Below are 20,453 nucleotides of genomic sequence, written 5' to 3'. Positions count from 1 at the left end.
CCGGCAATCAGAAGGGCAGCTTCATGCCCGGTGGCAGCGGCATGCCTTGCGTGACCGACGCCATCTTTTCCTGGCTGGTGGCCTCGGCCTTGCGCAGCGCGTCGTTGAACGCGGCGGCGATGAGGTCTTCCAGCATTTCCTTGTCTTCGGACAGCAGGCTGGGGTCGATGCTGACGCGCTTGACGTCATTGCGGCAGGTCACGACGACCTTGACGAGACCACCGCCCGCGGCGCCTTCGACCTGGATGTCGGCCAGCGCTTCCTGGGCCTTCTTCATGTTTTCCTGCATCTGCTGCGCTTGACGCATCAGGCCGGCGAGTTGTCCTTTCATCATGATGGAGTTCCTTGTTGAGTGTCGGGGGTCACCGGACGGATCGAGTCCGGGACGATTTTTCCACCGAATTGGTCGAGCAGATCCCGTACGAAGGGGTCCGCCATAATGGTCTGTTCCGCCGCTACCTGCCGTGCCTGACGCTCGGACACCGCGGCGGCATAGGCCGTATTGTCGCCGGTTTTTCCGATCTCGAACCGCAGCCTGACGGCCGTGCCGAAATGCGCTTCCAGGACGACGCGAAGGCGTTCCACGCCCGCCCCTTCCGACAGCGTACGCGTGGCGACGCGCAACACGATCGTCGCGCCCTCCACACCGACCCATTCGCTTTGCTGCGCCAGCTGCGCCGCCAGGCCGCGCAGCGGCAGGCGGGCCGCAAGCGTCGCCCAGGATTCGGTCAGGGTGATGGAGCCAGCGGGGGCATCGGACGGCGTGGCGGCCGGTGCACCCGCCACAGGCGTGTTGCGGTCGGCAGCGCGGAGCGTGCTGTCGGCGTCGTTGGATGCCGTGGCGGCACGCGGCGACGGCGCCGCATCGCGCGTTGGGGCGGCCGGGGGCGATGGCGCCGCATCGCGCGCGGGGCTGGCCGCGGGCGATGCGCTGCGCAGGGCGGCAGGCACAGCCGTCGGCGATCCGCCGCGTGCAGCGGCAGGCGAGCGGGCTGGCGGGGCCGCTCGGCCCGGCGCAGTTGAAGCCGCGGGTCCTGCGCCGCGCGGCGCGGCGCCCCGATTGCCAGCCGGACGCGTTGCCGTCGTCTTGCCCGTGGTCGGGTAATCGTCGTAGGCGTCTTCCGGCGGCGCCCCCGAATACCCGTCGAAGTCGTCGTCCGGACCCTGCGAGGCATAGGCTTCGAACGCGTCCATTTCGGACAGCTGGGGCGCTGGCGCGAGAGTCGGCTGGGGTGCCGCAGCAGGTTCGACTGCCGCAGCGGGTTCGACTGCCGCAGCGGGCTCGACAGGTACGGCCGCTTCGGGTGCAGCAGTTTTGGCGGGAGCCGCAAGGTCAACGGCCGCAGCAGGCTGCGTTGCGGCGGCGGGGTGTGTTGCCGGCCCAGGCTGTGTTGCCGGCCCAGACTGCGTTGCCGGCCCAGGCTGCGTTGCCGTCACAGGCTCGGTTGCAGTGACCGGCTGTCCTGCCGTCGCAGGCTCGGTTAGGGTGACGGGCTCTACCGTCGTCGCACGTTCCGCTGCGGCAGCGGGCTCGACGGCGGCGGCACGCTGCGCAACCGGAGCAACATCGACGGCTTTCACAGCCGGCGCAACTACCGGTTCAGCCGGCTTGGCTGCCGCGGCTGCCCGCGACGACGCGCCGCGCGAACCACCCGGCCCGGCGGACCGCTGCAACGCGGCGTTGGCCGCTTGCAATGCCATCGCCCTGGGCGACAGCTTCGCAGGCGCCGCGGCGGGGGCGGAAACTTCAGCCGCAGGCGATGCCAGACCAGCCGGCACCGCCGAGGGCAATCCAGCCGTAGCAGCTGGCGCCAGTTCGGCAGGCGCAGCCGCCACTGGCGAAACGCCCGCTGCGGGCGTGGACGCCGCGCCCGACGTCGCCACGCCACTCCGAGGCGCGACCGGCGCGCTCGTCGCGGCCACCGGCGACGGCGAACGCAGCGGCGCCGCGCGGGTTGCGGCCGGTTTGGATGGCGTGGCCATGGGCGGCGGCGTGTCGCCGGGCTCGGCGGTAAACGCCAGCATCCGCAGGCACGCCATCACAAAGCCCGCATATTCATCGGGGGCCAGCGGCAGTTCGGCGCGGCTGTGCACCGCCACCGAATAGAACAGCTGCACGTGATCAGGCGACAGGGTCGACGCCAGGCGCGCGATATCGGCCGCCAGCGGATCTTCGTCGGGCACCGTGCCCGACACCCGCTGCGCCAGCGCAACGCGCGACAGCAGCACCGCCAGGTCGGCCAGCGCGCCGGCATACGACAGGCTGCGCAAGGACAATTCGTCGGCCACCGCCACCACGCCCGGGCCGTCGGCCAACGCCACGGCGTCGAGCAGGCGCACCAGGTGGCGCTGATCGATGGTGCCCAGCATGCCGCGCACGGCCTCTTCCGAAAGATTGCCCGCGCTGTACGCGATGGCCTGGTCGGTCAGGGACAGCGCGTCGCGCATCGACCCGCGCGCGGCCTGGCCGATCAACCGCAGCGCCCCGGTCTCGAAGGGCATCTGCTCTTCCTGCAGCACGTGATCGAGGTGGCCGACGATCGATTCCGGCGGCATCTGCTTCAGGTTGAACTGCAGGCAGCGGCTCAGCACCGTCACGGGAATCTTTTGCGGATCGGTGGTGGCCAGGATGAATTTGACGTGCGGCGGCGGCTCTTCCAGCGTCTTGAGCATGGCGTTGAACGCGTGCCCGGTCAGCATGTGGACTTCGTCGATCATGTAGACCTTGAAGCGGCCGGATGTCGGCGAATACACCGCCTGTTCCAGCAGCTGGGTCATTTCGTCGACGCCGCGGTTGGACGCCGCGTCGAGCTCCAGATAGTCGACGAAACGCCCCGCATCGATCTCGGTGCAGGCGCGGCAGACGCCACACGGCGTCGGCGTGATGCCCGTCTCGCAATTGAGCGACTTGGCCAGGATCCGGGACAGCGTCGTCTTGCCCACGCCCCGCGTGCCCGTGAACAGCCAGGCGTGATGCAGCCGCTGCGTGGTGAGCGCGTGCGAAAGCGCACGTACTACGTGTTCTTGTCCGACCAGCGTTTCAAACGAACGCGGCCGCCATTTGCGAGCCAGCACCAGATAAGTCATGCAGGGATTGTAGCCGCGGGGAAAGAAGTGAGGGGGGAGCAAGGCGCCAGGCGGCGTGCAGGCAAGGCACGGCGGGGCGCCAGCGTGAAGATGAGGCAAAAAGGGCAAAACACAACCGTCGCCCACGACTTGCAAAAAGTCGGCCCGGCCCCAAATGAAAACGGACCGCTGCGATAACGCAGAGGTCCGTGAAATGAGGTGGCGAGCCTGACTTCGGCACTGACGGGATACAGCTGTGGCTGCTTCGTTCCCGACCTGACCAGGTTCACCGCTCCGCCATGCGAAGGGGCCCGCCGGGGTGAATTGTAGCAGGTCGGCAAACCGGCATTTCGGGCCCGCGCCGTGGCGGATTCCCAACGCTGCCCCCGCGCATTTTCCCTGCCCTTGCCTGCCAAAGACGACAATTTGTCGGGCGTTGCCGCCGTCGCTTTGAAAAACCGCTTTTTTACGGTTACCATTAAGGCATCTCGGGCTCTTCGCCGCGACCGATTCCGGCGCCCACCTGCCCCTCCCCAGTCTTGCACCTGCAGTCACCACGTGCTCCCGGGGTTATCCCGTCAGGCCCGCGCACGTTCGCACCCGCAATGACCTGGAATCCGAGTTCAGGCAGCTGAAGTTCATGCAGCTGAAGTTCAGGCAGCTGATCACGGCAACCTGAGTTCACGACCACAAGCAACCCTCTCCATCCATTCTTACCGCGTGACAGCAACGACCCCCGGCGCATCACGCACACCCCCAGAAGGAAAACCATGAGCGACGCGATCAAGCACGTGAGCGACTCCAGCTTCGATGCCGACGTAATCCAGGCATCGGGTCCGGTCCTTGTAGACTACTGGGCCGAGTGGTGTGGTCCCTGCAAGATGATTGCCCCGATCCTTGAAGAAGCCGCGGGCACCTATCAGGGCAAGATCACCATTGCCAAGCTGAACGTCGACGACAACAACGCCACGGCCGCCAAGTACGGCATCCGCGGCATCCCGACGCTGATGCTGTTCAAAGACGGCCAGGTCGTCGCGACCAAGGTCGGCGCGCTTTCCAAGTCCCAACTGACGGCCTTCATCGACAGCGCCATCTGACGCGACGGACTTGAGCGCCTTACCCAGGCGCGGCATATACGTATGACCCCAGGAAGCTCCGAGGCTTTTCGCCCGGGGCCTCCCGCCGGGGGATCACCCCCGGCAGACTACCCAGTCCAAGAAAACATCCGCACCCGCCCACGGGTTCCCGGGGAACGGCTGCAAGCCGATCCGGTCACCGTGGCGCAGGCGACGCGCTATGCCCTCCCAGGGCGAACCATTACCAGAACTCCTCCCGGAGCTTTACCCGAGATGCATCTCAACGAACTCAAGGCGCAGCACGTTTCGCAGCTGCTTGAACTGGCCGCCACGCTCGAAATCGAGAACGCGAGCCGTCTGCGCAAGCAAGAACTGATGTTCGCCATCATGAAGCGCCGGGCGAAGCAAGGTGAGCCGATTTTCGGCGACGGCGTACTCGAAGTGCTGCCCGACGGCTTCGGCTTCCTGCGGTCGCCCGACACTTCCTACCTTGCCAGTACCGACGACATCTATATCTCGCCGTCGCAGATCCGCCGTTTCAATCTGCACACCGGCGACTCGATCGAAGGCGAAGTGCGCACGCCCAAAGACGGCGAGCGCTACTTTGCCCTGGTCAAGGTCGACAAGGTGAACGGCCAGGCGCCCGAAAGCATGAAGCACCGCATCATGTTTGAAAACCTGACGCCGCTGCACCCGAACAAGCCGCTGCGCCTCGAACGCGACATCAAGAGCGAAGAGAACCTGACCGGCCGGATCATGGACATCTTCTCGCCGATCGGCAAAGGCCAGCGCGGCCTGCTGGTCGCCAGCCCGAAGTCCGGCAAGACGGTGATGATGCAGCACATTGCGCACGCCATCACGTCCAACCACCCCGACATCACCATGATCGTGCTGATGATCGACGAGCGTCCGGAAGAAGTGACCGAAATGCAGCGCTCGGTGCGCGGCGAAGTGGTCGCCTCGACGTTCGACGAACCCGCCACGCGTCACGTGCAGGTCGCCGAAATGGTCATCGAAAAGGCCAAGCGCCTGGTCGAACTGAAAAAAGACGTCGTGATCCTGCTGGACTCGATCACCCGCCTGGCCCGCGCGTACAACACGGTCGTGCCTGCGTCGGGCAAGGTCCTGACCGGTGGTGTCGACGCCAACGCCCTGCAGCGCCCCAAGCGCTTCTTTGGCGCGGCGCGCAACATCGAAGAAGGCGGCTCGCTGACCATCATCGGCACCGCGCTGATCGAAACCGGCAGCCGCATGGACGACGTGATCTATGAAGAATTCAAGGGCACGGGCAACTCCGAAGTCCACCTTGAACGCCGCCTGGCCGAAAAGCGTGTCTACCCGGCCATGAACCTGAACAAGTCGGGCACCCGCCGCGAAGAACTGCTGATCAAGCCGGACGTGCTGGCCAAGGTCTGGGTCCTGCGCAAGTTCATCTTCGACATGGACGAAGTGCAGTCGATGGAATTCATCCTCGACAAGATGCGCTCGACCAAGAACAACTCGGAGTTCTTCGATCTGATGAAGCAAGGCAAGTAATTGCCTGATCCCGGCGCCTGACCGCGCCGTGTCGACAAGGCCATCCGCAAGGGTGGCCTTTTTTATTGCCGTTTTATTTCCTTTACCGGGCCGTCGATTCCCGCTCCACGATCCTGAAGCCCACGTCGATGATCGATTCCGCGATCGGCGCTCCACGGCAGTGGTCGATGATGAGGCGGGCGGCCAGGCGGCCGATGTCGGGGCCGTCGACGTGGACGGTGGTGATCGAGGGCACCATGTGCGCGCTGAAGTCGGCGTTGCCGAAGCCGCAGATGGCAAGGTCTTGCGGAATGCGCAGGCCGCGCGCCTGGGCTTCGACCATGACGCCGTGGGCCAGCTGGTCTGAACTGCAGCAGACGGCGTCAAGGCGGGGGTCGAGCGCCAGCAGGTCCGCCAGGGCCCGGCGGCCGCGTTCCAGATTGCTGGGCGGTGACACGAAGGCCGTGGGCACATCACGGCCCAGGGCGGCGATGAAGCCGTCACGGCGCATGCGGGCGCGGTGGTCGCTGCCGCTGGCGATGCCGATATGGGTCCAGCCCTTCTCCAAAAAGTAGCTGCCGACCGCGGCGCCGACTTTCTGGTGCGAAAAGCCCACCAGCTTGTCGATGGGTTCGTCGGACAGGTCCCAGGTTTCCACGACAGGAATCCGGGACCGGCGCAGCTTGTCGCGCGCGGCTTCGGATTGCACGAGACCGGTAATGACGATGCCATCGGGCTGGCGGCCGATCATGGTGTTCAGCACCGAGGCTTCGACCTCGGCGTCGTAGTTGGTCTGCCCCAGCAGCAGCTGGTACCCGGCCGCGCCCAGTTCGTTGGTCAGCGACTGCACGGTAGGCAGGAATTGCGAGACGGCCAGGGCCGGCACCACCCCCGCCACCATCAAGCTGCGTTTGGACTTCAGGCCGCCGGCCAGCAAATTGGGGATGTAGCCGGTGGCCTCGACCGCCGCCTGGACCTTGGCGATGGTCTTTGCCGAGACGACCCCGGGATTGCTCAGCGCGCGCGACGCGGTGATCAGCGACACCCCGGCCTCGCGGGCGACGTCATGAAGAGTGGCGGCTTTGGATGGGGTCACGGGGGTCATCGCATTCAAGGGTCAAGGCAGGCCTGCAAACAAGCGCGAACCTTACCAGAAGTCGTTTTGCGCACCCGGACGGGGAGACGGGCACGCGCCGTACGCGCGGCAGACTGACGAAAACCCCTAGCCGCACGAGCTTGACCAGCAAAAATGACAACGATATCATTCGCAGAAATGACAACGTTGTCATAACGCCCTCGTTGCGCCATTCGCACCACCTACAAGACCAAGCCAACGACGCCCGCGGCGTCACCCGGAGACACCTTATGAAATTCTTGATGAGCGCCCTGGCCATTGGCCTGACCGCCTTGACCGCCCATGCACCGGTCCACGCGCAGTCCCATGCACACGCCCAGGCAAGCACCTGGCCCGATACGCCGATCACGCTGGTCGTGCCCTTCCCGCCCGGTGGGTCGACCGACCAGGTGGCCCGTGCCATCAGCCCGATCCTGACGGAAAAGTTCAAGCAGACGTTCGTGGTGGACAACAAGGCAGGCGCCACGGGCACCATTGGCGCGGCCATCGTGAAGCGCGCTGCGCCCGATGGCCATACCTTCCTGGTGACGTCGCTCGGGCCGCTGGTGATCACGCCGCACCTGATCAAGGGCATGCAGTACGACCCGATGAAGGACTTCGACCTGATCACGGTGGCGGTGCAGTCGCCGAACATCCTGGTCGTGCCGACCAATTCGCCGCACAAAAGCGTGGCCGACATCATTGCGTACGAGAAGGCCAATCCCGGCAAGATGACGTTTGCGTCGGCCGGCAACGGCACCAGCGATCACCTGACCACCGAATTGTTCTGGCAGCAGACCGGCACGTCGGGCTCGCACATTCCGTACAAGGGCGGCGCACCTGCGCACCTGGCCTTGATGGGCAGCCAGGTCGATGCCTCGTTCCAGAACATCAATTCGGTGGTCGGCTACATCAAGGGTGGCAAGATGCGCGCGCTGGCGATTGCCAGCCCGACGCGTTCGGCCGTGTTGCCTGACGTGCCGACCCTGTCGGAAGCCGGCATCCAGAACGTGGACGTCACATCGTGGCAAGCCATCGTCGCGCCCAAGGGCCTGTCGCCCGCCGTGCGCGACAAGGCCCATGCTGCCTTTGTCGAAGCGCTGAACGATCCCAAGGTCAAGGAGCAGTTCACGTCCATCGGTTTCGAGATGGTCACGAATACCCCAGCCCAGTTTGCCGAATTCCAGCGCAAGGAATACACGCGGTGGAAGCAGGTGATCGAGACCGGCAAGATTTCGATCGAGTGAGTCGAGCAATGACGTCGAGGCACCACGCCGACTCGCCAGGTCGGACGACCGCGTCGAGTCAGTCACCCGGCGTTGCCCGCGCTGCGTAACTGACGCCATGACCGCCCTGCCCGCCTCTACCTGACCCCGCTAACGGAAGAATCTGCATGACTTCGCCCTTGCCTTCTGACTCCCCTGCCTACGACGACCGCATCGCCTGGGTGCGTGTCTCGTCGTGTTATCTGCCGCTTGCCAACCCGATCAGCGACGCCAAGGTGCTGACCGGCCGCCAGAAGCCGATGACCGAAATCGCCATGCTGTTTGCCGAGATCGAAACGCGGGACGGGCATCGGGGCCTGGGCTTCAGCTACGCCAAGCGGGCGGGCGGCCCGGGGCAGTTTGCGCATGCCAAGGAAATCGCGCCGGCACTGATTGGCGAAGATCCGAGCGACATCGCCCGGCTCTGGACCAAGCTGTGCTGGGCGGGGGCGTCGGTGGGTCGCAGCGGCATGGGCGTGCAGGCCATTGGCGCGTTTGATGTGGCGCTGTACGACCTGAAGGCGCGGCGCGCCGGACTGCCCCTGTCGAAACTGCTGGGCTCGCAGCGCGGTTCGGTGCAGTGCTACAACACCTCGGGCGGCTTTCTGCACACCCCCATCGACCAATTGGTGGTCAATGCGCAGGCATCGATGGAACGCGGCATTGGCGGCATCAAGCTCAAGGTCGGACAGCCGGATCTGGCGGCCGACATCAAGCGGGTCGAGACCGTTCGCAAGCATCTTGGCGACCACGTGCCGCTGATGGTCGACGCCAACCAGCAATGGGACCGGCCGACCGCGCAGCGCATGTGCCGCATCTTCGAACAGTTCAACCTGATCTGGATCGAAGAACCGCTGGACGCCTACGACTTCGAAGGCCATGCGGCCCTCGCCGCAGCCTTCGACACGCCGATCGCCACCGGTGAAATGCTGACCAGCGCCGCCGAACATGGCGAGCTGATCCGCCATCGCGCGGCCGATTACCTGATGCCCGACGCGCCGCGCGTGGGCGGCATTACCCCTTTTCTGAAGGTGGCGGCGCAGGCCGAGCAGGCGGGGCTGAGCCTGGGCCCGCACTTTGCCATGGAACTGCATGTGCACCTGGGCGCGGTGTACCCGACCGAGCCCTGGGTGGAACACTTCGACTGGCTGGAACCGCTGTTCAATGAACGGCTGGAGATCCAGGGCGGCCGCATGCTCGTGCCCACGCGGCCGGGGCTGGGCCTGAGCCTGAGCGAGAAGGCGCAGCACTGGACCCGCGAGGCCGCCGAAACCGGCGTGCGCCCTTGAACAGGGCGCACGGGTCCAGTCGGCCGATTTGGCTGGCCCGGCCGGCCTGAGACGCAGCTCGCGCGCCACCTTTGCCTTCCTTCTTATGCATTTACGCTTTCGGACATCGCATCATGGCTGACCTTTCCACCCAAGCGACCCTTGGCACCGTGCCCCTGTGCATCACCATGGACCCGCGCGACAACGTGGCAATCGTGGTGAATGACGGTGGCCTGCCGCCGGGTACCGTCTTTCCATCGGGGCTGACGCTGGTCGACAAGGTGCCCCAGGCCCACAAGGTCGCACTGGTCGACATCCCGGAAGGCGGCGAAGTGCGCCGCTACAACGTGGTGATCGGCTATGCGCTCAAGGACCTGAAAGCCGGCATGTGGGTGCACGAACGCCTGCTGGCCATGCCGGCCGCGCGCGAGCTGACCGGCCTGCCGATCGCCACCATCAAACCCGAACCCGCGCCGCCCCTTGAAGGCTATACCTTCGAGGGCTATCGCAATCCGGACGGGTCGGTCGGCACGCGCAATATCCTGGCGATCACGCAGACCGTGCAGTGCGTGGCCGGCGTGACCGATTTTGCGGTCCAGCGCATCAAGGCCGAATTGCTGCCGCGCTTTCCGAATGTGGACGATGTGGTCGCCCTGGAACACGGCTACGGCTGCGGCGTGGCCATCGATGCGCCCGATGCCATCATCCCGATCCGCACGCTGCGCAACATCAGCCTGAATCCGAATTTTGGCGGCGAAGTCATGGTGGTGAGCCTGGGCTGTGAAAAGCTGCAGCCCGAACGCCTGCTGCCGCCTGGATCGATCGCGGTGGTCGAGCAATCACGGCTGACGGGAACGGACTCGCACGCCACCGAAGCGCCCCTGGACGTGGTCTGTCTGCAGGACGACGCGCACGTGGGCTTCATGTCGATGGTCGATTCGATCTTGCGGCAGGCCGAAATCCACCTGACCCGCCTGAACGCCCGCCGCCGCGAGACCGTACCCGCCAGCGAACTGGTGGTGGGGGTGCAATGCGGCGGCAGCGACGCGTTTTCGGGCGTCACCGCCAATCCGGCAGTCGGCTACTGCACCGATCTGCTGGTGCGGGCGGGTGCAACGGTCATGTTTTCCGAAGTGACCGAAGTGCGCGACGGCATCGACCAGCTCACTGCCCGCGCCAGCACGCCCGAAGTGGCCGAAGCCATGATCCGCGAAATGGCCTGGTACGACGCCTACCTGAGCCAGGGCCGGGTCGACCGCAGCGCCAACACGACGCCGGGCAACAAGAAAGGCGGCCTGTCGAACATCGTGGAGAAGGCGATGGGGTCCATCGTCAAGAGCGGTACCTCCCCCATTTCGGGCGTGATCGCACCAGGCGAAAAGGTCAAGCAGAAAGGCCTAATCTACGCGGCCACGCCAGCCAGCGATTTCATCTGTGGCACGCTGCAACTGGCCGCGGGCATGAACCTGCATGTGTTTACCACCGGCCGTGGCACACCGTATGGCCTGGCGCAGGTGCCGGTGATCAAGGTGGCCACGCGCGCCGACCTGGCCAAACGCTGGCACGACCTGATGGACATCAATGCCGGGACGATCGCGACGGGCGAAAAGACGATTGCCGACGTGGGCTGGGAAATGTTCCAGTTCATGCTGGACGTGGCCAGCGGCCGCAAGAAGACATGGGCCGAGCACTGGAAGCTGCATAACGCACTGGTGCTGTTCAACCCGGCCCCGGTGACCTGATCAGCCTTCGCGGCCCGTCAGTTCCCGCAGCAGGTTGGTCCCGGTGCGCTGCAAGTGCTGCCGCAGGATCTCGGTGGCCCCTGCGGCGTCGCGGGCCAGGGCCGCCTGGTAGATGGCCGCGTGCTCGCCCGGCACGTCGCGGTCGGGCGCCTTGCGGGCCAGGAACAGCCGGCGGTAGCGGTCGCTCAGGTCGTGCAGCGTATTGCAAAAGCGCAGCAGCACCGGCATCCCACAGGCCGAAAACAAGGTGATGTGATAGGCGCGATGCGCTTTTTCCCAGGCGATCAGGCGGTCCCCGCTACGGTCGCCCCCTTCCAGCCGCGTCAGCCGGTGGTGGGTCGCCACCAGGGCGTCTTCCCAGCGGTCATCCCCCTTGCGGATCGATTCGCCGAGCGCCCATACCTCCAGATTGACCCGCAAGGCGGTGACTTCCTCCAGGTCGGCGGCTGACACGGGCGCAACCCGGTACCCCTTCTTGTCGGTCGGCACCACCAACCCTTCGGCGCCCAGCCGCGCCAGGGCTTCCCGCAGCGGGCTCAGACTGACGGCGTATTGCTCCCGCAGATCGTCCAGGCGCAACTTGGTGTCAGGCAACAGGACGCCATCAAGAATCGATGCGCGCAGGGCCTCGGCCAGCGTGGTAGTGAGCGTGGCGGAAGACGTGGCAAGCGCTGCGGCGGGCGACGTCCCGGCAAGGGGCGCCGACGGCGGCGTGGCGTCGGAGGCCGTCGCGGCAGGCGACGAAGGTGAAGAAGCGGTCATTAAATCAGGCGAAACATCTTTGGCAAAGCACGCAAGCACGACGGGAAATCGGGTCTGACAGATCGGCACAGGGCGGTGCCGCCTGCAACCGCCATTCTAGCGTTTCCCCGCAACCCGGCCCAATTTTTCGATGAAACCAAAAAGAATCGATTAAACTGATTCCATCGATAGAATCGATCAGGTGGTCGATCGTGTCGTCGACCGGGTCCTCGATCTTGTCGTCGACCTGATGCTCGATCGTCTCGCCGAACGCGTTCTCGCCCTCACCCCGACCTCTCTTTCCCTGCGCCGCGCCCTGCGCGCCGCCTCCTGGAGCTTCCATGGCTGCTGCCCGCCTCGACCCCACCCCCATCATCGACGCCGTCGGCCCCTATGCCGATACCGTCGCCACCCTGGAAGACCGCGCCGCCGGCTATCGCGACATGATCGGCTTTCTTCCGCCGCGCGTGGAAGCCCGCCTGCATCTGACCGGCGCGCTCGACCCGACCATCCTCGACATGCAGGAAAAGGTGCGTGCGCATGCCATCGAAAACTCCGCCTTCGATCCCAAGCAGACACAACTCATGCTGTTCGGCATGCTGGTCGTCGAACTGAGCGATGCCGCTTTCATGCATGGCGTGGCCGCGCGCAAGGCCGGCGCCACCTGGGCCGAACTGCAGTCCGTGGTGAACCTGGCCTACGTGTTCCGCGGCGTGTCCGCCGCCAACCGCGGCGCCGAATTCATTGCCAAGATCATCGACCGCGAACGCGCGGCCGCAGGTGCTTCCGCTTCCACGCCTACCCCCAACTGAGCACGCCATGGCCATTGAAAACGACATCGTCGACGAACTTGCCCTGCGGCTCGACACCGCCGAACTGGACGCCGCCCCGATCGCCAAGATCACCGACGACTATCCCGAAATGGACTGGCATGACGCCTACGCCATCCAGGACGCGCTGCGCGCCCGCAAAGAAGCGGCCGGCGTCACCATTGCCGGGCTGAAGATGGGCCTGACGTCGTACGCCAAAATGAAGCAGATGGGCGTCGAAGACCCCGTCTATGGCTTCCTGACCGACTACGGCCGGGTGCAGGATGGCGGCGACATTTCCTGCGCGCGCCTGATCCATCCCAAAGTCGAAGCCGAAATCGCCTTTGTGCTCAAGCAGGATCTGATCGGCCCCGGCGTGCGCATGGAAGACGTGCTGGCCGCGACCGATCACGTGTTGCCGGCGGTCGAGATCATCGACTCGCGCTATGAAAACTTCCGCTTCGACCTGAAAAGCGTGGTGGCCGACAACACGTCAGCGGCGCGCTTCGTGGCCGGGACCACGACACGGCCCGTGGCGGGCCTGGACCTGGCGTCGATCAAGGTGGAGATCGTCAAGAATGGCGAGGTCGTCGCGTCGGGCACCGGCGATGCCGTGCTGGGCAATTCGGCCGAAAGCGTGGCCATGCTGGCGAACCTGCTGGGCGTGCGCGGCATTGCGCTCAAGGCGGGCACCTTCATTCTGGCCGGCGCCATCACCGAAGCCATCGCGGTTGCCCCCGGCGACCATATCGAGGCGCGCTACAGCGACCTGGGCGCCGTCACCATGCGCTTTACCGACTGAGGGCACACCATGAAACCCTGCCAGGGCCCCGACCGGGCCACCCGCACGCCCACCTTCGTCATGCCGCGCCATGCCGTCGACACGCATGCCCACGTGTTCGGGCCGCAGGCGCGCTTTCCGTTGTCGCCCGAGCGCAGCTACACGCCTGAAGACTGCACGCTGGAACAGTATGTGGACTTGCTGGACACCCTGCGCATCGATCGCGGCGTGATCGTGCATGGCGGCGCGCACGGGACCGACAACGCGGCCACGCTGGATGCCCTGGACCGGCTGGACGGCAGGATCCGCGCGATTCTGGTCACGCCGCCGGGCATGCCGCTGGCGCAACGCCAGGCCCTGCACGACCGGGGCGTGCGCGGCTACCGCATGTCCACGGTGGTGTCGGGCGGCGTCGGCTTCGATGCGCTGGAAGCCCTGGCCGACGAGGCCAGGGAACTGGGCTGGCATCTGCTGCTGCACTTTCATGCGTCGTCGGAACTGGTCGACGTGGCCGACCGCCTGCGCGCCCTGCCCTGCGATTACGTGCTGGACCACCTGGCGCGCATCCGTGCCGACGAAGGCGTGGACTCGCCGGCGTTCAGGACCGTGCTGGATCTGCTGGCCACCGGCCGCTGCTGGGTGAAGCTGGCCAGCCTGTACCGCCTGTCCAGCGAGCCCTATCCGCACCGCGACATGCTGCCCCTGATCCACGCGGTGATCGCGGCGCGGCCCGACCGGATGATCTGGGGCACCAACTGGCCGCACCCGATCCACGTCGGCCCCATGCCCAACGACGGCGACATTGTCGATCTGATCCCGCTGTGGGCGCCCGATCCGGCCATGCAGCACCGCATGCTGGTCGAGAACCCGTCGCGGCTGTACGGCTTCGAGATCTGACATTCCCAAAACGACAAAAAACATCACCAGGAGACTTCGTTGACCTTGCCCTTGACCCACCGCCTTGGCGCCCTTGCCGCCGGGCTGGCGCTTGCCAGCATGCTGCACACGGCCCAGGCCGCTTTCCCCGACAAACCCGTGACGATGGTCGTCCCGTTTCCCGCGGGCGGCACCACCGACCTGATCGCGCGCCAGCTGGCCGCGCGCATGGGCAGCGAGCTCAAGCAGACCATCGTGGTTGAAAACCGTCCGGGCGCTGGCGGCAACATCGGCGCCCAGGCCGTGTCGCGGGCCCAGCCCGACGGCTACACCCTGCTGCTGTCGACCGCCGGTCCGCTCAGCATCAACCAGCATCTGTACAAAGACCCGGGCTACAACCCCGTGACCGGCTTTACGCCGATCGCCCTGGTGTGCGCCGTGCCTATCATGCTGGTGGCCAATCCGTCTGCGCCCTTCAAGACCGTGGCCGAGCTGATCGCCTACACCAAGGCCAACCCTGGCAAGGTGTCGTACGGCTCGCAGGGCAACGGCACGACCAGCCACCTGACCATGGAACTGCTCAAGACCAAGGCGGGCGTCAACCTGATGCACATCCCGTATCGCGGCAGCGCACCCGCCGCGACCGACCTGATGGGCGGGACGATCCTGGTGATGTTCGACAACTCGCCCAGCACCCTGCCTTACGTCAAGGCCGACCGCATGCGGGCCCTGGGCGTAGCGTCGCCGAAGCGGGTCAAGGGACTGAACGACATTCCGGCCATTGCGGAAACCGTTCAGGGCTTTTCCTCCACCGCATGGTTCGGCCTGGTGGCGCCGCCGGGATTGCCGGCGGACGTATCCGCCAAGCTGAACAAGACGCTGAACGACGTGCTGGCCAACCCGGCCTTCCGCGAAGAGCTGGCGGCATCGGGCGGCGAGCCCCTGGGCGGCACGGCGGCCGAATTCGCCACGTTCCGTGATGCCGAGACGGCCAAGTGGGGCGAGATCGTCAAGGCGTCGGGCATCAAGCTGGACTGAGCCGGCAGCAGCCGGGCGCGGGGTGGGGCCCGGTGGACGGATTGCGGGGTCGGGGCGGCCTGAACGTCTATTCCGCTACGATGGCAGGCTAGCTTCCATCGTGCAGATTGCCCCATGACAGTATCCAACCCTTCCCGCGACGACAGCGATCGTCCCAATTCCCCCCTCGCCCGCCTGGCGATCGGCGCGGCGGCGTTTGCCGTCGTGGCCGGCATGCTGGGCGGCGGCTGGATAGGCTGGCAGACCTGGCGCAGTTCGCCAGGCTACACACAGAACTACGTGGCCGACCGCGGGCAGACGGTCACGGTCACCCTGCCCGACGCCGATGTGGACGCCGACAAGACCGTGCTGCAACTGGACACCGCCACCAGCGTGAACGCCCGGCTGTACAGCAACCGGCGGGTCATGCTGGTCGAAGAAGGCCGCGCGTCGTTCGACATCAAGCCAAACCGCGAGCAGCCGTTCTATGTGCTGGCCGGCGCCGCGCAGGTCGAAGGCACGGACGCGATCTATTCGGTCGGCCAGTCCAAGACGGGCATGGAAGCCGGCAGAACGGTCATCTCGGTGGAAGCCGGCACCGTCAAGGTCACGAGCACCGCGTCGTCGGAGATGATGGCATCCAGTTCCCAGGACGGCGGCCAGGACTACGCGCCGCGCGACCTGAGCGCCGGTCAGCGGCTGACAGCAGACGAAAAGGGTCGGCTCGGAACGATCGCGAATCTGCCGGCCAGCGAGATCACCGCCTGGCGTCAGGGGCGGATCGTGTTCAAGAACACGCCGCTGGCTCGGGCGGTGGCCGAGTTCGAACGTTACGGGCGCACCGGGCTGGTCGTGCGCCAGTCGGCCGTGAGCGCCCTGACAGTGGACGGCACGTATGGCGTGAAACAGTTCAAGGATTTTGCCGCGGCGCTGCCCGGAATGCTGCCCGTGCGGCTGGAACAACAGGGCGACGTCACCGAGATCGTGGCGCGCTGAGTCGTGACCCGGCGCGTGCCGGTCACGCGCCCCCCTTCCCCACGCGTCGACAGCCTGACCTCCCTGTGCTACAACATTTCGCCCCGCCAGTTGCAGCCGGCGCGTTTTCCCGCGATAATCTAAGGCTTACTTATCGAAACTGGGCACGTTGTTGGAACGTTTGCCGGGTTGGCACTGGCGCGATCAGCACTGATCCGCGTACACGCAGCCGACCCTGCGGCAACATTCTTCCGGCTGGCGACCCGCACAACCCAAGGAAAATGCCATGAAAGCAGGCGTTCACCCCGAATACCGCGAAGTCCTGTTCCAGGACCTGCAAACCGGTGCCAAGTTCATTACCCGTTCGACCCTGAACTCGCGTGAGTCGATCGAATTCGAAGGCAAGACCTACCCGCTCTTCAAGTGCGACGTGACTTCCGAATCGCACCCGTTCTACACCGGCGCGCAAACGCGTATCGTTGAAACGGGCCGCGTTGAAAAGTTCCGCGCACGTTTTGCGAACACGTCGGCCGTCAAGCCGGCTGCAGTCGTGGCCGAGACCAAGCCCGCCGCCGAATAAGTCTGCGGGACGGCGATGAAACCGCGGCCCTGCGCTGCGTTTCAATGAAAAAGGCAGCCTCGCGGCTGCCTTTTTTGCTCCGCCCGACCGGTGGATCCTTCCACTTGCGGGCGGCGTTTCTCCGCCACCCGGCAGCGCGCACCTGAGCAAGACCGCGCGCGCTGGCCGGACCATCGGCGTGCGTCGCACGTCGACATGCTTTATCGGTCAGGTTTTATGTCCACTTCCCCAGCGCGCTACGCCGATTCTCATCAGCCCAATCCCGCCCGGCTCACCGCCACGGCGACGACCAAGCTGCCGCGTTGGGGCTTGCTGGGTCTGTGCCTGATCTACATCCTGGCGGGCCTGATCACCCGCGAGCCGTGGAAGTCCGAAGACGTCATCGGCTACGCGCAGATGTGGTCCGCCGTGAACGGCAACTGGCGCCAGTGGCTCACGCCCGAAGTGGCCGGCATCGCCGTCACCCAGGAAGGTCCCCTGCCTACCTGGCTGGGCGCGCTGTCCATGATGCTGCTGCAGCCGCTGGTCGGCGGCATCGTCGCCAGCCGCATTCCCAATCTGATCTGGTTCGGCATCACCTCGTCCAGCCTCTGGTACGGGGCTTACCTGCTTGGCCGCCGCGCCGAAGCGCAGCCGCTGGCCCTGCCCTTTGGCGGCCAGCCCGGCGCGCGCGACTATGGCCGCATGCTGGCCGACGCCTCCTTGCTGCTGCTGGTGGGCACCCTGGGCGTGCTGTGGCGCAGCCATGAAACATCGGCCGAACCCGCCGCGCTGGCGTTCGGGGCCTTTGCGTTCTATTCGCTGACCCGCATGCTGGACCACCCCCGCTGGGGCGCCGTGACGCTGGGCATCGCGCTGGGCGGCGCGTTCCTGTCGCGCGGCTTTCCGGCGCTGGCGCCGCTGCTGATCGGCGTGATGCTGGCCGGCTGGCGCTGCGCCGTGCTGCGGCCGTCAGTCAAGTGGATGGCGCTGCTCAGCCTGCCGATCGCCCTGGCCATTTCGCTGGCGTGGTGGATCCCGGCGTCGGAACTCAATCCCTACTGGATGCGCGGCTGGTGGAGCTGGAACGCCAGCGTGCTTGGCATCCTGACCGGGCCGGGCGCCAGCGCCGCCTTCCGCAATCTGCTGTGGTTCCTGTGGCCGACCTGGCCACTGGTGCTGCTGACCATCTGGCGCTGGCGCGGCTTTGTCGGCGCGCCGCACATCCAGATTCCCCTGGCCATGCTGATCGGCGCGGCACTGATGCTGCTGGTCACCCGCACGCCGCTCGACGCCGAGTTCCTGGCCTTCGTGATTCCCAGCGCCATGCTGGCCGCCCTGGCCCTGCCAACGCTGCGGCGCGGGCTGATCAACGCCCTGGACTGGTTTGCGGTGATGGTGTTTTCGTTTGCGTTGGCCGTGATCTGGCTGGGCTGGATCGCCATCATGACCGGCGTGCCGCCCAAGATTGCCCGCAACATCGCGCGCCAGACGCCCGGGTACGAAGCCGAATTGTCCCTGCTCGCCTTGGCGATCGCCGTCGTCAGCACCCTGGCGTGGATCGCCCTGGTCGTCTGGCGCCTGCGCGAGCGGCCCACCGGCCTGTGGCGCGGCACGGTGCTGTCGGCGGGCGGCGTGGTGGTCAGCTGGCTGCTGCTGATGACGCTGTGGCTGCCGTCGATCAATTACAGCAAGAGCTACCGCGAGGTGTCCGGCAGCCTGGCCGCCGCCCTGGCCGAAATACCGGCCGGGAAGGCAGGCGCGGGCCGCACCGGCCGCGCGACCGGCACGGGCGGCGGCGCCACGCGCGGCGGCGAATGCGTGCGCAGCGCGGGCCTGGGCCTGCCGCAGCGGGCGTCGTTTGCGGTGTTCGACGGCCTGCTGTTCGAACGATCGGCGGACTGCCCGCTGCTGCTGTTGCAAGGCAATGCGAGCACGCTGTGGCACGCCGTCGGTCAGGGCGATTACGCGGGCGCCACGGTGCTGTGGGAAGGCGGTCGTGCGTCCGACTCGCGCCGCAATGCCAACGAACGCGAGTACTTCATGCTCCTGAGAACGGCGCCGGGTAACGGCGGACGCAAATGAACGCCTCGACCACGCCGCCGTCGGGTACGGACCCGATCGTCGAACCGTCTGCCGCCGCACCCGCGGAAGCGGTGGCTGCCCCGGCAGCCGCGTCGCCCGCCTCACCTGCCTCACCTGCCTCGCCCGCCTCGCCCGGCCGCCTTGCCGCCCCCGGCGTGACGGGCCCGGCCACCTTCCGCCGCACGGCCCGCCTGATCCTGCAGCAAGGCTGGCCGGTGCTCGTCGGCCAATGGGCCGGCATGGCCTTCGGCGTGCTGGACACGGCCATGACGGGGCACGCATCGCCCACGGCATTGGCCGCCATGGCCCTGGCGGTCTCCATCTACATCACCGTATTTGTCGGACTGATGGGCGTGCTGCACGCACTCATCCCTATCATTGCGCAGCATTTTGGCGCCGGGCGGCTCGACCGCATCGGGCACACCTGGGGCCAGGGCGTGTGGCTCGCACTGGGACTGTCGGCCCTGGGCGCCACGGCCATGATGTTCCCGGACGTGTGGCTGTCGATGTCGGGCGACGTGTCGCCCGAGGTGCGCGACCAGGTCAGCGGCTACCTGATGATGCTGGCCATTGCGCTGCCGGCAGGCCTGGTGTTCCGGACGGTGTACGCCCTGAACACGGCCGTCTCACGCCCCAAGGTCGTGATGATGATCAACCTGCTGGGGGTCGGACTCAAGTTCATCTTCAACTGGATCTTCATCTACGGCAACCTGGGTGCGCCGGACATGGGCGCCGTCGGCGCGGGTTTGTCGACCGCGCTGGTCTACTGGATCAGCCTCGGCATCAGCGCTGCGATCCTGCTGCGCGACCCGTTCTACCGCCGCTTTTCAATGCGCATCGGCCGGCCCGACTGGAAGGCCTTGGGCGAACTGCTGCACCTGGGCGTGCCGATGGGCGCGTCCTACCTGATCGAAGTCACATCGTTCACGTTCATGGCCTTGCTGGTGGCGCGCGAAGGCGTGTTCGCAACCGGCGGGCACCAGATCATGTCCAACCTGGCGGCGGTCTGTTTCATGATGCCAATGGCGCTGGGCGTGGCCACGGGCGCATTGACGGCGCAGGCGATTGGCGCCGGTGACTACCCGCGCGCCCGGCGCATCGGCGCGACCGGCCTGCGGCTGGCCATGACGGGCGCGGTGCTGACCGTATTGGTGATGCTGGTCGGGCGCCAGGCAATCGTGGGGGCCTACACCAACGACCCGAAGGTGGCCCTGGTGGCGCTGGGCTTGCTGAACCTGCTGACGCTGTTCCACCTGGCCGACGCCCTGCAATGCATGACTGCCTACCTGCTGCGCGCCTACAAGGTGGCCGTGATTCCAATGTGCATCCAGGCCGGCGCGCTGTGGGGCATTGGCCTGACCGGCGGCTGGTACCTGGCGTTCGGGCCGGGCGCCGGATCGCTGGCCGGCGTGGTCGACCGCTTCATGCCCGGCGCGCCCCCCGGTGCAGGCAGCATGTGGCTGATGGCGGCGTTCAGCATGCTGATCTCGGGGTCGCTGCTGCAGGTCTGGTATCAACGCATCGTGCGCAAGCTGGCGGTGCGGGGGGCGGCGTAAGTCCGCTG

At 66.4% G+C, this 20,453-nt stretch carries 18 protein-coding genes and 1 other RNA gene; 13 read left to right on the top strand and 6 right to left on the bottom strand.

Annotation, left to right across the window (positions count from 1 at the left end):
- Window positions 1-7 precede the first annotated feature (7 nt).
- The 3 genes from IE116_RS23815 to ffs form a co-directional block, all read right to left on the bottom strand.
- Window positions 8-334: a YbaB/EbfC family nucleoid-associated protein gene (locus tag IE116_RS23815; RefSeq protein WP_179590464.1), complete on the bottom strand. Its 327-nt coding sequence runs from the start codon at window positions 332-334 to the stop codon at window positions 8-10.
- Window positions 331-3,087 carry a DNA polymerase III subunit gamma/tau gene (gene dnaX / locus IE116_RS23810; RefSeq protein WP_189616152.1) on the bottom strand — a complete coding sequence of 919 codons (2,757 nt, stop codon included), beginning with the start codon at window positions 3,085-3,087 and terminating at the stop codon, window positions 331-333. Before dnaX ends, IE116_RS23815 begins: the two co-directional genes overlap by 4 nt.
- A gap of 197 nt (window positions 3,088-3,284) precedes the next feature.
- Window positions 3,285-3,382, bottom strand: an RNA gene (gene ffs / locus IE116_RS23805) — signal recognition particle sRNA small type.
- Between the two features lie 454 nt (window positions 3,383-3,836).
- Here ffs and trxA point away from each other — a divergent pair.
- Together trxA and rho are read left to right on the top strand one after the other, a co-directional pair.
- Window positions 3,837-4,163, top strand: coding sequence for a thioredoxin TrxA (gene trxA, locus IE116_RS23800; protein ID WP_179590468.1), 327 nt, complete (start codon window positions 3,837-3,839; stop codon window positions 4,161-4,163).
- A gap of 252 nt (window positions 4,164-4,415) precedes the next feature.
- Window positions 4,416-5,678 (top strand): transcription termination factor Rho, encoded by a 1,263-nt coding sequence (rho, locus tag IE116_RS23795; protein WP_179590470.1) that lies wholly within the window; start codon window positions 4,416-4,418, stop codon window positions 5,676-5,678.
- Window positions 5,679-5,760: 82 nt separating this feature from the next.
- Here rho and IE116_RS23790 read toward each other — a convergent pair whose 3' ends face one another.
- On the bottom strand, window positions 5,761-6,762 hold the full coding sequence (locus IE116_RS23790) for a LacI family DNA-binding transcriptional regulator (protein ID WP_189616150.1): 1,002 nt from the start codon (window positions 6,760-6,762) through the stop codon (window positions 5,761-5,763).
- 260 nt (window positions 6,763-7,022) lie between these two features.
- On the opposite strand from IE116_RS23790, the gene IE116_RS23785 reads away from it, so the two are divergent.
- The 3 genes from IE116_RS23785 (at window position 7,023) to garD (ending at window position 11,046) form a co-directional block, all read left to right on the top strand.
- Window positions 7,023-8,018: a Bug family tripartite tricarboxylate transporter substrate binding protein gene (locus IE116_RS23785; RefSeq protein ID WP_189616148.1), complete on the top strand. Its 996-nt coding sequence runs from the start codon at window positions 7,023-7,025 to the stop codon at window positions 8,016-8,018.
- 146 nt (window positions 8,019-8,164) lie between these two features.
- Window positions 8,165-9,325, top strand: a complete 1,161-nt coding sequence (locus IE116_RS23780; protein WP_189616146.1) for an L-talarate/galactarate dehydratase — start codon at window positions 8,165-8,167, stop codon at window positions 9,323-9,325.
- Window positions 9,326-9,438: 113 nt separating this feature from the next.
- The gene (gene garD / locus IE116_RS23775; protein ID WP_373303100.1) at window positions 9,439-11,046 is read left to right on the top strand and encodes a galactarate dehydratase; all 1,608 of its coding nucleotides are present in this window, start codon (window positions 9,439-9,441) and stop codon (window positions 11,044-11,046) included.
- Here garD and IE116_RS23770 read toward each other — a convergent pair whose 3' ends face one another.
- Window positions 11,047-11,808: a GntR family transcriptional regulator gene (locus tag IE116_RS23770; RefSeq protein ID WP_189616144.1), complete on the bottom strand. Its 762-nt coding sequence runs from the start codon at window positions 11,806-11,808 to the stop codon at window positions 11,047-11,049.
- A gap of 4 nt (window positions 11,809-11,812) precedes the next feature.
- Complete coding sequence (locus IE116_RS23765) at window positions 11,813-12,130, bottom strand: hypothetical protein (RefSeq protein ID WP_189616142.1); 318 nt, start codon at window positions 12,128-12,130, stop codon at window positions 11,813-11,815.
- On the opposite strand from IE116_RS23765, the gene IE116_RS23760 reads away from it, so the two are divergent.
- The 8 genes from IE116_RS23760 (at window position 12,129) to IE116_RS23725 (ending at window position 20,445) form a co-directional block, all read left to right on the top strand.
- On the top strand, window positions 12,129-12,599 hold the full coding sequence (locus IE116_RS23760) for a carboxymuconolactone decarboxylase family protein (RefSeq protein ID WP_189616140.1): 471 nt from the start codon (window positions 12,129-12,131) through the stop codon (window positions 12,597-12,599). The genes IE116_RS23765 and IE116_RS23760 overlap by 2 nt on opposite strands.
- 7 nt (window positions 12,600-12,606) lie before the next feature.
- Window positions 12,607-13,398: a 2-oxo-3-hexenedioate decarboxylase gene (dmpH, locus tag IE116_RS23755; RefSeq protein WP_189616138.1), complete on the top strand. Its 792-nt coding sequence runs from the start codon at window positions 12,607-12,609 to the stop codon at window positions 13,396-13,398.
- A 9-nt stretch (window positions 13,399-13,407) separates the two neighbouring features.
- Entirely contained in the window at window positions 13,408-14,274 is an 867-nt protein-coding gene (locus IE116_RS23750) for an amidohydrolase family protein (RefSeq protein ID WP_189616136.1), read from the top strand.
- A gap of 39 nt (window positions 14,275-14,313) precedes the next feature.
- Window positions 14,314-15,291 (top strand): Bug family tripartite tricarboxylate transporter substrate binding protein, encoded by a 978-nt coding sequence (locus IE116_RS23745; protein ID WP_229828867.1) that lies wholly within the window; start codon window positions 14,314-14,316, stop codon window positions 15,289-15,291.
- A 114-nt stretch (window positions 15,292-15,405) separates the two neighbouring features.
- Window positions 15,406-16,266: a FecR family protein gene (locus IE116_RS23740; RefSeq protein ID WP_189616134.1), complete on the top strand. Its 861-nt coding sequence runs from the start codon at window positions 15,406-15,408 to the stop codon at window positions 16,264-16,266.
- Between the two features lie 265 nt (window positions 16,267-16,531).
- Window positions 16,532-16,825, top strand: a complete 294-nt coding sequence (locus IE116_RS23735) for a type B 50S ribosomal protein L31 (protein WP_189616132.1) — start codon at window positions 16,532-16,534, stop codon at window positions 16,823-16,825.
- Between the two features lie 216 nt (window positions 16,826-17,041).
- The gene (locus IE116_RS23730) at window positions 17,042-18,889 is read left to right on the top strand and encodes an ArnT family glycosyltransferase (RefSeq protein WP_189616130.1); all 1,848 of its coding nucleotides are present in this window, start codon (window positions 17,042-17,044) and stop codon (window positions 18,887-18,889) included.
- Complete coding sequence (locus IE116_RS23725; protein WP_229828863.1) at window positions 18,886-20,445, top strand: MATE family efflux transporter; 1,560 nt, start codon at window positions 18,886-18,888, stop codon at window positions 20,443-20,445. Before IE116_RS23730 ends, IE116_RS23725 begins: the two co-directional genes overlap by 4 nt.
- The last annotated feature ends 8 nt before the right edge of the window (window positions 20,446-20,453 follow it).

Origin of the sequence: Pigmentiphaga litoralis, from assembly GCF_014651835.1 — a bacterium.
GTDB classification, from domain to species: Bacteria; Pseudomonadota; Gammaproteobacteria; order Burkholderiales; family Burkholderiaceae_B; genus Pigmentiphaga; species Pigmentiphaga litoralis.
Note: the sequence above shows the minus strand (reverse complement) of the source record. Positions and strands in the feature narration are given on the sequence as shown.